Source organism: Streptomyces cyanogenus (genome assembly GCF_017526105.1).
Lineage (GTDB): Bacteria > Actinomycetota > Actinomycetes > Streptomycetales > Streptomycetaceae > Streptomyces > Streptomyces cyanogenus.
The window spans coordinates 2,079,425-2,093,049 of sequence record NZ_CP071839.1; the positions used below are offsets into that span (position 1 = coordinate 2,079,425).

At 72.8% G+C, this 13,625-nt stretch carries 15 protein-coding genes and 1 tRNA gene; 6 read left to right on the forward strand and 10 right to left on the reverse strand.

Annotation, left to right across the window (positions count from 1 at the left end; genetic code table 11):
* Positions 1–54 precede the first annotated feature (54 nt).
* Positions 55–768 (reverse strand): hypothetical protein, encoded by a 714-nt coding sequence (locus S1361_RS09240; protein WP_208031356.1) that lies wholly within the window; start codon positions 766–768, stop codon positions 55–57.
* Positions 769–815: 47 nt separating this feature from the next.
* On the opposite strand from S1361_RS09240, the gene S1361_RS09245 reads away from it, so the two are divergent.
* Entirely contained in the window at positions 816–1,004 is a 189-nt protein-coding gene (locus S1361_RS09245) for a DUF5703 family protein (RefSeq protein WP_014671721.1), read from the forward strand.
* Between the two features lie 69 nt (positions 1,005–1,073).
* Here S1361_RS09245 and S1361_RS09250 read toward each other — a convergent pair whose 3' ends face one another.
* From S1361_RS09250 to S1361_RS09260, 3 genes are all read right to left on the reverse strand, one after another.
* Positions 1,074–1,877 carry a chaplin gene (locus S1361_RS09250; protein ID WP_208031357.1) on the reverse strand — a complete coding sequence of 268 codons (804 nt, stop codon included), beginning with the start codon at positions 1,875–1,877 and terminating at the stop codon, positions 1,074–1,076.
* Between the two features lie 116 nt (positions 1,878–1,993).
* Positions 1,994–2,227, reverse strand: a complete 234-nt coding sequence (locus tag S1361_RS09255) for a chaplin (protein ID WP_208031358.1) — start codon at positions 2,225–2,227, stop codon at positions 1,994–1,996.
* Positions 2,228–2,373: 146 nt separating this feature from the next.
* Positions 2,374–3,699 carry a M20/M25/M40 family metallo-hydrolase gene (locus S1361_RS09260; protein WP_208031359.1) on the reverse strand — a complete coding sequence of 442 codons (1,326 nt, stop codon included), beginning with the start codon at positions 3,697–3,699 and terminating at the stop codon, positions 2,374–2,376.
* Positions 3,700–3,935: 236 nt separating this feature from the next.
* On the opposite strand from S1361_RS09260, the gene S1361_RS09265 reads away from it, so the two are divergent.
* Together S1361_RS09265 and polX are read left to right on the forward strand one after the other, a co-directional pair.
* Positions 3,936–4,023: transfer RNA gene (locus S1361_RS09265), tRNA-Leu, on the forward strand.
* Positions 4,024–4,085: 62 nt separating this feature from the next.
* A complete protein-coding gene (polX, locus tag S1361_RS09270) occupies positions 4,086–5,813 on the forward strand; it encodes a DNA polymerase/3'-5' exonuclease PolX (protein WP_208031360.1) in 1,728 nt (575 codons plus the stop codon).
* Positions 5,814–5,822: 9 nt separating this feature from the next.
* Here polX and S1361_RS09275 read toward each other — a convergent pair whose 3' ends face one another.
* The 3 genes from S1361_RS09275 to S1361_RS09285 all read right to left on the reverse strand — a co-directional run bounded on the left by S1361_RS09275 (position 5,823) and on the right by S1361_RS09285 (position 8,736).
* Positions 5,823–6,896, reverse strand: a complete 1,074-nt coding sequence (locus tag S1361_RS09275) for a CapA family protein (protein ID WP_243769505.1) — start codon at positions 6,894–6,896, stop codon at positions 5,823–5,825.
* A 214-nt stretch (positions 6,897–7,110) separates the two neighbouring features.
* A complete protein-coding gene (locus S1361_RS09280) occupies positions 7,111–8,415 on the reverse strand; it encodes a phosphoribosyltransferase family protein (protein WP_208031362.1) in 1,305 nt (434 codons plus the stop codon).
* Between the two features lie 12 nt (positions 8,416–8,427).
* Positions 8,428–8,736, reverse strand: a complete 309-nt coding sequence (locus tag S1361_RS09285; protein ID WP_208031363.1) for a dsRBD fold-containing protein — start codon at positions 8,734–8,736, stop codon at positions 8,428–8,430.
* A gap of 174 nt (positions 8,737–8,910) precedes the next feature.
* On the opposite strand from S1361_RS09285, the gene S1361_RS09290 reads away from it, so the two are divergent.
* Positions 8,911–9,285 carry a YchJ family protein gene (locus tag S1361_RS09290; RefSeq protein WP_208031364.1) on the forward strand — a complete coding sequence of 125 codons (375 nt, stop codon included), beginning with the start codon at positions 8,911–8,913 and terminating at the stop codon, positions 9,283–9,285.
* A 21-nt stretch (positions 9,286–9,306) separates the two neighbouring features.
* Here S1361_RS09290 and S1361_RS09295 read toward each other — a convergent pair whose 3' ends face one another.
* Positions 9,307–10,008, reverse strand: a complete 702-nt coding sequence (locus S1361_RS09295; protein WP_208031365.1) for a FadR/GntR family transcriptional regulator — start codon at positions 10,006–10,008, stop codon at positions 9,307–9,309.
* A 141-nt stretch (positions 10,009–10,149) separates the two neighbouring features.
* On the opposite strand from S1361_RS09295, the gene S1361_RS09300 reads away from it, so the two are divergent.
* Both S1361_RS09300 and S1361_RS09305 read left to right on the forward strand, forming a co-directional pair.
* On the forward strand, positions 10,150–10,668 hold the full coding sequence (locus S1361_RS09300; protein WP_208031366.1) for a gluconokinase: 519 nt from the start codon (positions 10,150–10,152) through the stop codon (positions 10,666–10,668).
* Between the two features lie 39 nt (positions 10,669–10,707).
* Positions 10,708–12,105 (forward strand): GntP family permease, encoded by a 1,398-nt coding sequence (locus S1361_RS09305; protein WP_208031367.1) that lies wholly within the window; start codon positions 10,708–10,710, stop codon positions 12,103–12,105.
* Between the two features lie 138 nt (positions 12,106–12,243).
* Here the strand turns inward: S1361_RS09305 and S1361_RS09310 are convergent, their stop codons facing one another.
* The gene (locus tag S1361_RS09310) at positions 12,244–12,870 is read right to left on the reverse strand and encodes a cytochrome b/b6 domain-containing protein (protein WP_208031368.1); all 627 of its coding nucleotides are present in this window, start codon (positions 12,868–12,870) and stop codon (positions 12,244–12,246) included.
* Positions 12,854–13,600: a molybdopterin-dependent oxidoreductase gene (locus S1361_RS09315; protein WP_208031369.1), complete on the reverse strand. Its 747-nt coding sequence runs from the start codon at positions 13,598–13,600 to the stop codon at positions 12,854–12,856. The genes S1361_RS09310 and S1361_RS09315 overlap by 17 nt, the downstream gene beginning before the upstream one ends.
* Positions 13,601–13,625 lie beyond the last annotated feature (25 nt).

Below are 13,625 nucleotides of genomic sequence, written 5' to 3' on the forward strand. Positions count from 1 at the left end.
CGGATCGTGGCGGTGCCGTACCGGCCCCGGGCCGCGACGGCACCGCCGCCCCGCTCACTTCTCGGCGTCGAGCGGCTCCAGCTCCTCGTCGTCGTCCTCGGCGTCTTCCTCGTCCTCGTCGACGAAGTCGAGGTCGTCGTCCCCGCCGGCGGAGACGTCGTCGTCGTCGAACACCGCGCTCACATCGAACCGGCACACCACCTGCTGGGCGTCGATGTGCTCGAACGGTGCCTCCAGCCACTCCCCGGCCTCGGGCGGCTCCTCGGCCGCGGTGACCCAGAGCGTGGAGTCGCCCTCCTCCAGCCCGAACTCCTTGTGCCGGGACGCGATCTCGTCCGGTTCGAACTCGCCGAAGAGGATGCCCAGAGCCCCGGGGAGGGTCCCGGCGGCACGGTCGTCGTCCACGGCGTCGTCGAACTCCGCCGCCTCCACCCGCTGGGCCTGCGCCAGCAGCCGCTGGGGTTCCGCCACGGTGTAGTCACGGCGGATCAGCACACTGATGGCGTTCGGTTCGTCCGGGCCCGCGTACGGCGGCAGGGTGTCCTCCGCCCCGGGGATCTCGAAGGGCGTGACCTCGTCGAAACGGTCGTAGAGCAGCTCGTCGTACGCCTCGGCGGCAGCGGCCAGCTGGTTGAACGCCTCGGAGACGGCCGGGTCGTCCTCCCCCGTCCTGCGTTCGACCGCGGCCAGGTGGCGGTCGATCGCGGTCTTGACCGCCTCGGCGGCGGCACGTACCTCGGCAGCGGTGGGCTGCGCAGCATCAGACATAGTGCAGACGCTATCCGTACCGGGCACCAGCCCGCACAATAGATGCGATGCCGGAATACGAATTTGTCGACGTGTACGTGCCTCGCGGGGTCTCCCGCAAGGAGGCGACACGTCTGCTGACGGACCATGCCGAGTACGGACACTGGGAGTTGGACCGACTGAGCCTGTTGCGCGACGGCAGCCGCAGGGTGCGGTTGCGCCGGCGGATCATCCGCCAGGTGCGTGCCACGTGGTGACTCCGGACCTGTGACCGGACAAGACGGAAGCGGGCCCCGCCGGCATGGCAGGGCCCGCTCCGCTTGTGGTCACGCCGCGGCCCGTGCCTTGCGGTACAGCACCGAGCCGGCGAGCAGTGCACCCGCGCCGACCGGCAGCGCGATACCGAGCGGCACCTCGCTGCCCGTGTGCGCGAGCTGGGCGGTGCTCAGCGGCTGGGTGGAGCGGCCCGCCTCGGCCCTGACCTGGGAGGCACCGTGGCCCGTGGAGCCGCCCTTGCCGGTCTGGGTGCCCGTGCCGGGGTGACCGGGGTGACCGGGCTTACCCGGCTGACCGGGGTGCCCCGGGTGACCAGGCTGGCCCGGGTGACCAGGCTGACCCGGGTGACCAGGCTGACCCGGCTCGCCCGGCCCGCCCGGCTTCCCGGGCGGGGTGCCCTGCTCGCTCCCGCCACCGTTGGCGCAGTCGTTGCCCGCCGTGGGGTTGCCGGCCCCGACGACGTCGACGCTGTTGCCGCAGACGTTCACCGGGACGTCGACCGGCACCTGCACGGTGTTGCCGGAGCCGACGCCCGGCGAGTCGGCGGTGTCGCCGCTCGCGTGTGAGCCGCCGGAGCCTCCGTGCTCACCGTACTGACCCTCGGAAGGGCCGTCGTGGTTGGCGCATTTGTTGCCCACCGACGGGTTGAGCAGCCCGACGACGTTCACGGTGTTGCCGCAGACGTTCACCGGGACGTGCACCGGCGCCTGCACGATGTTGCCGGACAGTACGCCCGGTGAAGCGCCGGCGCTGCCCGCCGCGCCCGAGTCGGCGTGTGCGTAGCCACTGGCGGCGGCGATCACACCGGTCGCGGCGGCCATGGTCATCAAGCCCTTGCGCGTGCCCTGTCGCATGCTGAATTCCCCCCTGCCTTCCATGTCTTCGTGGGAGAGACCGGTCGGCCTCGGAGCGCATGACGCGTGCTCCGAGGCCGACGGCTTGTCGAAGGACGCCCTTCAGAGAACCGGCGTCACTCGTTGACGCAGGCGGCACCGAAGGTGGGGTTCAGGAGCCCGATCACGTCGATCGTGTTGCCGCACACGTTCACCGGGACGTGGACAGGCGCCTGGACGGCGTTGCCGGACGCGACGCCCGGCGAGTGCGCGGTGGCACCCTGGGCACCGGAGTCGGCGACGGCAAGGCCCGCGCCCGCGAGAACCAGCCCGCCGGTGGCGGCCGCAGCAGCGACGACCTTCTTGATCATTCTTCCTCCTCGTTGGCAATGCGACCCCAAGGTGCGGGATCACATCACCTGTAACGAGGAGGGACTGATGAAGCTACGAACCGATGGTCGCATTCACCCTTCTCAGTCGGTCTCGTACGACTGCCCGAATGCCGCAGGGCACGACGTCACGACGCGTCGATGAACCGGTCGAGCACCCGCACGCCGAACTGCAGGCCGTCGACCGGCACCCGCTCGTCCACGCCGTGGAACATGCCGGCGAAGTCCAGCTCCGGCGGCAGCTTCAGCGGGGCGAAGCCGAAGCCGCGGATGCCGAGGTCGTCGAAGGACTTGGCGTCGGTGCCGCCGGAGAGCATGTAGGGGATCGCCTTGGCGGTGGGGTCCTCGGCGAGCAGCGCGGACTGCATGGCCTCCACCAGCGCGCCGTCGAAGGTGGTCTCGACGGCCTTGTCGGCGTGCACGTCCTCGCGGCGGACCTTCGGGCCGAGCAGCCGGTCGAGGTCGGCGAGGAACTCCTCCTCGTGGCCGGGCAGGAACCGGCCGTCGATGTGGGCGGTGGCCTCGCCCGGGATGACGTTGACCTTGTAGCCGGCGTTCAGCTGGGTGGGGTTGGCGGTGTTGCTCAGGGTCGCGCCGATCAGCTTGGCGATGCCGCCGAGCTTGGCGAGGGTGGACTCCATGTCCTCCGGGTCCAGCTCGGTGCCGAGCGCGTCGCCGAGCTCGTCGAGGAAGGCCCGGGTGGTCTTGGTGACCCGGACCGGGAACTTGTGGCGGCCGACCCGGGCGACCGCCTCGGACAGCTCGGTGATGGCGTTGTCGCGGTGGATCATCGACCCGTGCCCGGCGGTGCCGGCCACGGTCAGCTTCATCCAGTGCATGCCCTTCTCGGCCGTCTGGATCAGGTACAGCCGCCGCTGGTCGTCGACGGTGAAGGAGAAGCCGCCGACCTCGCTGATCGCCTCGGTGACGCCCTCGAACAGCTCCGGGTGGTGGTCGACCAGGTAGCGGGCGCCGTACGTGCCGCCGGCCTCCTCGTCGGCGAGGAAGGCGACCACGACGTCCCGTGGGGGCCGGCGCCCGCTGCGCAGCCGGTCGCGGACGACCGCCAGCGTCATGGCGTCCATGTCCTTCATGTCGACGGCCCCGCGCCCCCACACGCACCCGTCGGCGATCTCGCCGGAGAACGGGTGGTGGGTCCAGTCGACGGCGTTGGCCGGTACGACGTCCAGGTGGCCGTGGATGAGCAGCGCGGGCCGGGACGGGTCCTCGCCCTCGATGCGGGCCACCGTGGAGGCGCGGCCGGGGTGGGACTCGTAGATCTTCGGCTCCAGCCCGACCTCGGCGAGCTTCTCGGCGACCCACTCGGCGGCCTTGCGCTCGCCCGGGCCGGAGTGGTCGCCGTAGTTGCTGGTGTCGAACCGGATCAGCTCGCGGCAGAGGTCCACGACCTCGTCCTCGCCGGTGACGCCCCTGGCCGTGTCCGTCTCGCTCACGTGCTTCCTCCCGCTGTCACTGCTGGTGGTCCCCTCATCCTCTCCCCGGCCCCGCTCCGGGCCCAAGACCGGACCCGGCCCGACACACGTCCTTTACGAGCCCGGCCCGGGACCGGGGGTGATCAGCCACCCCCGAAGGCCGGGGTGATCAGCCACCCCCGAAAGCCTGGTAAAGTCTCCTTCGTCGCCGCGAGGGAAACCCCGCCGAAAGGGAAACCCCGCACGACAGACACCTTGTCCGGGTGGCGGAATGGCAGACGCGCTAGCTTGAGGTGCTAGTGCCCTTTATCGGGCGTGGGGGTTCAAGTCCCCCCTCGGACACCAGTGAGGCCCCTGCTCTGCGGGGGCCTTTCGCATGCCCCGGCGCGGCTCCCTAGACTTGAGGGATGGCCCGGCCCAACGACGAGGTCGAGGCGCTGCTGCGGGAGTACGCCGACCTCATCGCGATCACCGGAGGCGACGCCTTCAAGGCGCGCGCCTACGAGAAGGCGGCGCGGGCGATCGGCGGGTACCCCGCGGACATCTCCACCCTGGACGCCGAGGGGCTGCGGGAGATACCGAACGTGGGCCGGTCGATCGCCGACAAGGTGGCCGAGTACCTGCGCACGGGCCGGATGGCGGCGGTCGAGGAGCGCCGGGCGAGGATCCCCGCCGGGGTGCGCGAGCTGATCACGATCCCGACGCTGGGCCCCAGGAAGGCGCTGCGGCTCTACGAGGACCTGCACATCTCGTCGGTGAGCGAGCTGGCCGCGGCCGTCGAGGCGGACGCGCTGGCCGATCTGAAGGGCTTCGGGGAGAAGACGCAGGAGAACATCCGGCACGGCATCGAGCTGCTCCAGCGGGCGGGCGACCGGGTGCCGCTGTCGCTGGCGCTGGACACCGCGGAGGAGATCGTCGGGGAGCTGTCCGCCGTGACGGGCTGCACGCGCTGCGCGTACGCCGGTTCGCTGCGCCGGATGCGGGAGACCGTCGGCGACCTGGACGTGCTGGTCGCGGCGAAGCGGTCGGCGCCGTTCATGGACGCGCTGTGCGAGCTGCCGGTCACCGCCGAGGTCGTCGCGCGGGGCACGAAGAAGACCTCGGTGCGCACCGGCAAGGGGCTCCAGGTCGACCTGCGGGTGGTGCCGCCGGAGTCGTGGGGGGCCGCGCTGCAGTACTTCACCGGGTCCAAGGCGCACAACATCCGTACCCGGACCATCGCCGTGCACCGCGGGCTGAAGCTCTCCGAGTACGGCGTGTTCGACACCGGGAGCGGGGAGTCGGTGGCCTCCCGCACCGAGGAGGAGGTGTACGCGCGGCTCGGGCTGCCGTGGATCGCGCCGACGCTGCGCGAGGACCGCGGGGAGATCGAGGCGGCGCTGGGGGACGGCCTGCCGGAGGTGGTGACCGAGCGGGACATCCGCGGTGACCTGCACACGCACACCGATCTCACGGACGGTCTGGCGTCGCTGGAGGCGATGGTGGAGGCCGCCGCCGAGCGCCGGTACGCGTACTACGCGGTCACCGACCACGCGCCCGACCTGTACATGCAGCGCATGACGGACGAGAAGATCCTCGCCCAGCGGGAGCGGCTGCGGGAGCTGGACGGCACCCGGCACGGGATGCGGCTGCTGCACGGCACCGAGCTGAACATCGGCCCGGACGGGGAGGTGGACTGGCCACAGGAGTTCCTGGCCGGTTTCGATCTGTGCGTGGCCTCGCTGCACTCGCACTTCGACCTGGGCCGCACCGCGATGACGCGGCGGCTGGTGCGGGCCTGCGAGAACCCGTACGTCCACATCATCGGGCACCCCACGACCCGGCTGATCGGCAAGCGGCCGGGCGTCGACGCCGACTGGGACGCGGTGTTCGCCGCGTGCGCGCGCACCGGCACCGCGCTGGAGGTCAACGCCCAGCCGGACCGGCTGGACCTGCGCGACGAGGACATCCTGCGGGCCCGGGAGCACGGCGTGAAGTTCGCCGTGGACACCGACGCGCACTCCGTCCCGCACCTCGCGCAGCTGCGCTTCGGCGTGGGCACCGCGCAGCGCGGCTGGCTCACCGGGGAGGACGTGATCAACACCTGGCCGCTGAGCCGGCTGCGCCGGTTCCTGCGCAAGGGCGGACGGGAGTGAGGAGCCGTCTCACGGGAGGGGCCGTGCCGTCAGCGTGCCGTCGTCGCCGTGTTCGACCCGGGTGCCGAGGTCGCGGGCGTAACCGTCGAGGACGGTACGCAGCCAGGAGGTGTCCTCGGCCGAGGCGTGCTCCAGGCGGAGCCGGCGGACCTGGAGCGGCACCATCCGCAGACCGGTGAGCCGGCCGGTGCCGCGTTCGGCCGAGACCAGGTACAGCAGGCGCAGGTCGTCGCGGTAGCGCTCGTAGCCGCCGATGCCCTCGTAGTCGTCGACGAGGTCGCCGCAGCCGTACAGGACGAGCCGGTCGCGGTAGATCTCCGGCGGGCGCGGGTGGTGCGAGGAGTGTCCGTGGACGACGTGGGCGCCCGCCTCGACGAGCGCGTGGGCGAACCGGACCTCGGCGCGGGAGGGGACGTAGCCCCAGTTGGGGCCCCAGTGGACGGAGGCGACGACGAGGTCGCCGGGCCGCTCGACCCGGCGCAGGCGGTCGGCGAACTCGGCGGCGGCGGCCGTGGTCGGTGCGGTGACGAGGGCGACGCCGGGCCGGTCGGCGGTGGCGGCCCAGCCGTGCGGGATGCCGCTGGAGGGCATGCCGAAGGCGAAGACGAGGACGCGTCCGCCGGACCGCAGCGGGACGGTCGCCGGGCGCCATGCCGCGGCCGCGTCCCGGCCCGCCCCGGCGGTGCGCAGTCCGGCCGCGGCGAGGGATTCCAGCGTCTCCTGCAGGCCGGCCGGCCCGAAGTCGAGTACGTGGTTGTTGGCGAGGACGCAGACGTCCGGGCGGGCCGCGGCGAGGCAGGGCAGGTTGGCGGGGTGCATGCGGTAGTGGACGGCCTTGCCGGGCGCGAAGTCGCCGTCCCGGGTGACGGCGGTCTCCAGGTTGAGCACCCGGACGTCCGGGGCGGCCCGCTCCAGGACGGGCAGCGCCTCGCCCCAGGGCCATTCGGGGTCCACGGGCCGGGGCACCGGTCCGCCTGCGGCCTCGGCCAGGGCGACGTACTCCCGGGCGTCGCGCACGTAGTCCTCCCGCAGGAGGGGGGCGACGGGGTGCGGGAGGATCTGGTCCACGCCCCGGCCGAGCATGACGTCCCCCGCGAGGAACAGGGTGACGGCGTCCCCGCCCCCGGCCCGCGGGCCGGGGCCTGCCGTTCGGGTCGTGCGGGGCCCGGGCGCCCCGGCATCGCGCCTCGCCCCGTTGTCGTCGGTTGCCATGGCTGCGCCCTGACGCCCTCCTCCGCCTTGCGGTGCACGGCACCGGACCGCGCTCCCTGATCCGGCCTGATCCGGACGGGCGGCCCTAGACGTGGGCGGGTGCCATGTGGTCCGTGAACCAGTCACGGGCCAGCTCGGTCACCTGTTCCAGCGTGCCGGGCTCCTCGAAGAGGTGGGTGGCGCCGGGGACCACCGCGAGCCGGTTCTCGCAGCGCAGTTGTGCCTGCGCCTCCCGGTTGAGGTCGAGGACCAGCGGATCCGCGCCGCCGACGACGAGCAGGGTGGGTGCCGTCACCGCGGCCAGCCGGGCTCCGGCGAGGTCCGGCCGGCCGCCGCGGGAGACCACCGCGGCGGGCCGGGCGTCGGGGTCGGCGGCGGCCCACAGCGCGGCGGCCGCACCGGTGCTGGCGCCGAACCAGCCGACGGCGAGCCCCTCGACGTCGGGTTCCTCGCGCAGCCAGCGGGTGGCGTCGAGCAGCCGACCGGCCAGCAGGGCGATGTCGAACACGTTGCCCCGGTCTGCCTCCTCCGCGTCGGTGAGCAGGTCGAACAGCAGGGTGCCGAGGCCGGCCCGGTGCAGCCCCTCGGCCACGAACCGGTTGCGCGGGCTGTGCCGGCTGCTGCCGCTGCCGTGGGCGAAGGCCACCACGCCGGTGGCGCCCTCGGGCAGGGTGAGCCGTCCGCCCAGCCGTACGGCTCCGGCCGTCACCGTCACTTCGCGGTCGGCGGACCCGGCGCCCGCGGTGTGCCGGTGCCGGCTCGCGGCCCGGCGCAGGCAGGCGGTGACCTCTTCGTCCTCGGTCTGGGCGAAGTCGGCGTAGAACTGGCCGACCGCGGCGAAGTCCCAGGGGGTGTGCAGGCAGACCAGTTCGTCGGCGTCCCCGCCGAGCCGCCGGGCGAAGTCCCGCGGGGCGACGGGGACGGCCAGGACGATGCGGGCCGCGCCCCGGGCCCGGGCGATCCGGCAGGCGGCCCGCGCGGTGGAGCCGGTGGCCACGCCGTCGTCCACCACGACGGCGGTCCGTCCGGCGACGGAGACCGGGGGCGTCGCGCCCCGGTAGCGCGCGGCCCGGTCGTGCAGCACCCGGAGCTCGCGCTCCTCGACGCCCGCGAGGTCCGCGTCCGAGACGCCGGTCCCGCGCAGCACCTCCTGGTTGATCACGCGGACGCCGTCCTCGCCGATCGCTCCCATCCCCAGTTCGGGCTGGTACGGCACGCCGAGCTTCCGCACCAGGCAGACGTCCAGGGGCGCGTCGAGCGCGGCGGCGACCTCGGCGGCGACCGGCACCCCTCCCCGGGGCAGTCCGAGCACCACCACGTCCTGGCCCCTGAGGTACTCCAGGCGTTCGCCCAGCCGTCGGCCCGCTTCGAGGCGGTTCCTGAAGTGCACGGCGGCGCTCCTTCACTCGCGGGGCAGCCAGAGCGGCACCGGGGCGTCCGTGTCGGCGGCTCCCGTCGCCTTCATGTCGCCGTCGGCGGCGCGCAGCAGCATGCGGCCCATGGCGATGAGGGCGCGCCCGGCGGCGAGTTCGTCGCCGATCTCCGGCATCGCCCGGTCGTAGGGATTGCGGCGGGCCTCCGCGTGGCTCTCCAGGACGTTGTCCCCGGTGTCCAGGATGATCCGGGCCGTGGTGTCCGGATCGTGCTCGCACAGGTACACGTTCAGCCGCCACTCCTTGACGGCGGGACGGCTGCTCACGGGTCCGGTCATCGTCCGCCACCTCGCTCCGCGGACCGCGCCGCGACGGGCGGTCGGCCGTCCGCCGGTTCCGCCGCGGCCGGTCGCGCAGTTCCCAGCGCCCCTACGGGGTGCTCCAGTCCGGCACTTCCACTGTGCACCCGACCCGGGGCCGACGCCTCCCCTGCTGCGGGCACAATGTGGGCCATGACCTCGCGCACCTGCCCCTGCGGACTCCCCCGGTCCTACGACGCCTGCTGCGGCCGCTTCCACGCGGGAGCGGCGGCCGCGCCGACCGCCGAGCTGCTGATGCGGTCGCGGTACAGCGCGTTCGTGAAGGGGGACGCGGGGTACCTGCTGCGCACCTGGCATCCGCGGACCCGGCCCGGGCGGCTGGACCTCGACCCGCGGATGCGGTGGACGGGGCTGGAGATCCTGGACACCACCGACGGGTCGGCCTTCCACGGCACCGGCACGGTGACCTTCCGCGCCTCCTACCGGGGCGGCTCGCTGCACGAGCGGAGCCGGTTCGAGCGGGTGGACGGGGCGTGGGTGTACGTGGACGGGGACTTCGTCGACTAGCCCGGGGTCCGGCGCCGGGGGCTAGGGCGCGAGGATGTCCAGTTCCTGGAGGGCGCCCACGGTGATCTGCCTGGTCAGTTCCTCGGCGCGGGTCGCGTCGCCCGCGCGGACCGCCTCGGCCACCTGCACGTGCAGGGTGACGGCCGCCGGGTCGGGGTCCTCGAACATGACCTCGTGATGGGTGCGGCCGGCCAGCACCTCCGCGACGACGTCGCCGAGCCGGGCGAACATCTCGTTTCCGGAGGCGGTGAGGACCACCCGGTGGAAGGCGATGTCGTGGACCAGGTACTTCTCCAGTTTGTGGCCGCGTGAGTTGGCCACCATGCCGAGTGCGCACTCGGTGAGTTCGGCGCACTGCTCGGCCGTGGCGTGCTGGGCGGCGAGGCCGGCCGCGACGGGTTCGATCGCGGAGCGCAGCACGGTGAGCGAGCGCAGTTGGTGCGGCCGGTCGGCGCCGGCCAGGCGCCAGCGGATGACCTGCGGGTCGTAGACGTTCCACTCGGCTTTCGGGCGGACCGTGACGCCGACCCGGCGGCGGGACTCGACCAGGTGCATGGACTCCAGCACGCGGACCGCCTCGCGCATCACCGAGCGCGACACCTCGAAGTGCTGGGCCAGCTCGTCGGTGCGCAGAACGCTGCCCGGCGGGTACTCGCCGGCGGTGATCGCGGGGCCGAGGGTGTCCAGTACACGGCCGTGCAGCCCCCGGCCCGGTGTGCTCATGCACTCAGAGTACGGCGTGGATCACGGAGACAAAAAGTCAGACTTATAAGTCACAGACTCTTGAATTAGTCGTACCTAATGGGTTTCAGTGTGGCGACGCCGCCAGTGGCGTCGGATGTCGAGGAAGACAGCGAGGCAGTCATGCGAACCCCCCAGGTCGTCGTCGTGATGGGCGTCGCGGGGACGGGCAAGACCACGATCGGTCCCCTGCTCGCCGCGCGGCTGGGCGTCCCGTACGCCGAGGGCGACGACTTCCACCCGCAGGCCAACATCGCCAAGATGTCGGCCGGGATCCCGCTCGACGACGCCGACCGGTGGCCGTGGCTGGAGGCCATCGGGCACTGGGCGCACGGCCGGGCCGGACTGGGCGGGGTGGTCAGCAGCTCGGCGTTGAAACGGTCGTACCGCGACCGGCTCCGGGCCGTGGCGCCCGGAATCGTGTTCCTGCACCTCACGGGCGACCGGGAGCTGATCGAGGGGCGGATGTCCCAGCGGCAGGGTCACTTCATGCCGACCGCGCTGCTGGACTCGCAGTTCGCCACGCTCCAGCCACTCCAGCCGGACGAGGCCGGAGTGGCCGTGGACGTCAGCGGCAGCCCGCAGGAGATCACCGAGCGAGCCGTGCGAGCCCTGGACGCGCTTCCCCTCGCATCCGAGTAACACCCCACCCCCGTCCCCCGTAACCCAAGGGAACCCCCCGTGACCAGACTCAGCGTCGAGATGCTGGCAGCGGACGCACCTGCGCCGATCACCTCCGCCGGGCACGCCCAGCTGGGCATCGCCGTTCTGGTGGGCATCGCCGTCATCGTCCTGCTCATCACCAAGTTCAAGCTCCATGCCTTCCTGGCGCTGACCATCGGGTCGCTGACGCTCGGGGCGGTCGCCGGGGCGCCCCTCGACAAGGCCATCACCAGCTTCACCACCGGACTCGGCGCGACCGTGGCCGGCGTCGGCGTCCTGATCGCGCTCGGGTCGATCCTGGGCAAACTGCTCGCCGACTCGGGCGGCGCCGACGAGATCGTGGACACGATCCTCGCCAGGGCCGGCGGGCGCGCCATGCCGTGGGCGATGGTGCTGATCGCCTCCCTGATCGGCCTGCCGCTGTTCTTCGAGGTCGGCATCGTGCTGCTGATCCCGGTGGTGCTGATGGTCGCCAAGCGCGGCAACTACTCCCTGATGCGCATCGGCATCCCCGCGCTCGCCGGGCTGTCGGTGATGCACGGCCTGATCCCGCCGCACCCCGGCCCGCTGGTCGCGATCGACGCGGTCAAGGCCAACCTGGGGGTGACCCTGGCGCTCGGCATACTCGTCGCGATCCCGACGGTGATCATCGCCGGTCCGCTGTTCTCCAAGGTCGCGGCCCGCTGGGTGGACGTGCCGGTACCCGACCGGATGCTGCCGCAGCGCGCCTCGGAGGAGCTTGAGCGCCGTCCGGGCTTCGGCGCCACCCTCGCCACCGTGCTGCTGCCGGTGGTGCTGATGCTGGCCAAGGCGCTGGTGGACATCGTCGTCGACGACCCCACGCACACCACCCAGCGTGTCTTCGACGTCGTCGGCTCCCCGCTGATCGCCCTGCTCGCCGCCGTGCTCGTCGGCTTCTTCACACTGGGCCGGCCCGCCGGGTTCACCAGGGAACGGCTGCAGCAGACCGTCGAGAAGGCGCTGATGCCCATCGCCGGCATCCTGCTGATCGTCGGCGCGGGCGGCGGCTTCAAGCAGACGCTGATCGACTCGGGCGTGGGTCAGATGATCCTGGACATCTCCAAGGACTGGTCGATCCCGGCGCTGCTGCTGGGCTGGCTGATCGCGGTGGCGATCCGGCTGGCGACCGGCTCGGCGACGGTGGCGACGATCTCCGCGGCCGGCCTGGTCGCGCCGCTCGCGGCCGACATGTCGACCACGCACGCGGCGCTCCTGGTCCTGGCCATCGGCGCGGGCTCGCTCTTCTTCAGCCATGTCAACGACGCCGGCTTCTGGCTGGTGAAGGAGTACTTCGGGCTGACCGTCGGGCAGACCGTGAAGACCTGGTCGGTGATGGAGACCATCATCTCGGTGGTCGCGGGCGGCCTGGTCATGCTCCTCTCCCTGGTCGTCTAGGGGTACGGCGACGACGGCTCGCCCCCTCTTCGGCACCGGCGGCCGTGCGGCCCTGGTCACCGGGTCCAGCCGGGGCACCGTCCCCGCCCCGGCCCGGGGCCCGGCCGAGGCCGGCCGCACGGTGGAGGGGCCGGAGGGCTACGGGCGCCAGAGCGGGTGCTCGCGTCGCGCCCACTCCTCGCTCACCGTTCCGGTCCGCAGGCCCCGTCGCGCCTCCGGGTCGCCCAGGGCCATCCCGATGTGGCCCGCCAGGACCACGCCGATCGTCAGGGCGAGCCAGTCGTGGACGAAGGTCGCCGAGGTGCGCCACACCAGCGGGGTGAGGTGGGTGAACCACATCATCAGGCCGGTGCCGAGCATGACCAGGGTCGCGCCGGCGATCCAGGCGGCGTAGATCTTCTGGCCTGCGTTGAACTTGCCGGCGGGGCGCTCCTCGCGGCGTCGGTCGCGGCGCAGGGCGGCGCGCAGCCAGACCCGGTCGTGCGGGCCGAAGCGGTTGAGGAACCGCAGGTCGGCGCGGAAGGCGCGGGAGGCCAGGCCCAGCAGGACCGGCACCGGCAGCGCGAGGCCGGCGTACTGGTGGACCCGTACGACCAGTTCCCGGCGGCCGACCAGGACCGCCAGCTGCGGGATGTAGAGGACGGCCGCGGTCAGCACGCACACGCCCATCAGCGCGGCCGTCGCACGGTGCACCCGGCGTTCGGCGCGGGTGAAGCGGTGGACGCGGGCGTCCGGCGGGGCCGGGGTATCAGCTCGTAGGGTCATCGGTCCGTCCGTTCGAGCGGCCGACCCAGGCGTCGACGTCGTAGCCGAGGTTCTCCCAGTAGCCCGGCCTGACCCGGTCGGTGACGGTGATGCCGGAGAGCCACTTGGCGGACTTGTAGAAGTACATGGGGGCCACGTAGAGGCGGACCGGGCCGCCGTGGTCGTGGCCGATGTCCTTGTCCTGCATGCGCAGGGCGACCAGGACGTCCGGGCGGCGGGCCTGGTCGAGGGTGAGGCTCTCGGTGTAGGTGCCGTCGAAGCAGGTGAAGCGCACGGCCCTGGCGGAGGGGCGGACGCCCGCCGCGTCGAGCAGGTGGGACAGGCGTACGCCCTGGAAGGGCGTGCCCGGGACCCGCCAGCCGGTGACGCACTGGACGTCCCGGACCAGCCGGGTCTGCGGCAGGGCGCGCAGGTCGGCGAGGGTGTACCGGCGCGGGCGGTCGACCAGGCCGTCGATCGTGAGCCGGTAGTCCGCGGCGGTCCGGTGCGGGACGGAGGCGGCCACGGAGTAGTAGCGGAAGCCACCGCCGTTGGGCAGCAGACCGGTCAGGCCGGTGGGGTCCTTGTCGGCGACACCGCCGAGGAAGCCTTCCAGGCCGCGCTGCAGCGTGGGTGCGGCCACCACGCCGAGGGCGCCCAGGCCGAGGGTGCCGAGGAAGACCCGGCGGCCGATGGGCCGGCCGTCCGGTTCCGGTTCGGGTGTCGGTACCTCGGATCGTTCAGAGTTCACGTGTTCATTCGAGCACTCGGGGCCG

Bases quoted from the DNA above. Each gene is read 5' to 3' on its own strand.
- S1361_RS09240 (WP_208031356.1), bottom strand. From the start codon at position 768: ATGTCTGATGCTGCGCAGCCCACCGCTGCCGAGGTACGTGCCGCCGCC.
- S1361_RS09245 (WP_014671721.1), top strand. From the start codon at position 816: ATGCCGGAATACGAATTTGTCGACGTGTACGTGCCTCGCGGGGTCTCC.
- S1361_RS09250 (WP_208031357.1), bottom strand. From the start codon at position 1,877: ATGCGACAGGGCACGCGCAAGGGCTTGATGACCATGGCCGCCGCGACC.
- S1361_RS09255 (WP_208031358.1), bottom strand. From the start codon at position 2,227: ATGATCAAGAAGGTCGTCGCTGCTGCGGCCGCCACCGGCGGGCTGGTT.
- polX (WP_208031360.1), top strand. From the start codon at position 4,086: ATGGCCCGGCCCAACGACGAGGTCGAGGCGCTGCTGCGGGAGTACGCC.
- S1361_RS09275 (WP_243769505.1), bottom strand. From the start codon at position 6,896: ATGCTCGGCCGGGGCGTGGACCAGATCCTCCCGCACCCCGTCGCCCCC.
- S1361_RS09285 (WP_208031363.1), bottom strand. From the start codon at position 8,736: ATGACCGGACCCGTGAGCAGCCGTCCCGCCGTCAAGGAGTGGCGGCTG.
- S1361_RS09290 (WP_208031364.1), top strand. From the start codon at position 8,911: ATGACCTCGCGCACCTGCCCCTGCGGACTCCCCCGGTCCTACGACGCC.
- S1361_RS09295 (WP_208031365.1), bottom strand. From the start codon at position 10,008: ATGAGCACACCGGGCCGGGGGCTGCACGGCCGTGTACTGGACACCCTC.
- S1361_RS09300 (WP_208031366.1), top strand. From the start codon at position 10,150: ATGCGAACCCCCCAGGTCGTCGTCGTGATGGGCGTCGCGGGGACGGGC.
- S1361_RS09310 (WP_208031368.1), bottom strand. From the start codon at position 12,870: ATGACCCTACGAGCTGATACCCCGGCCCCGCCGGACGCCCGCGTCCAC.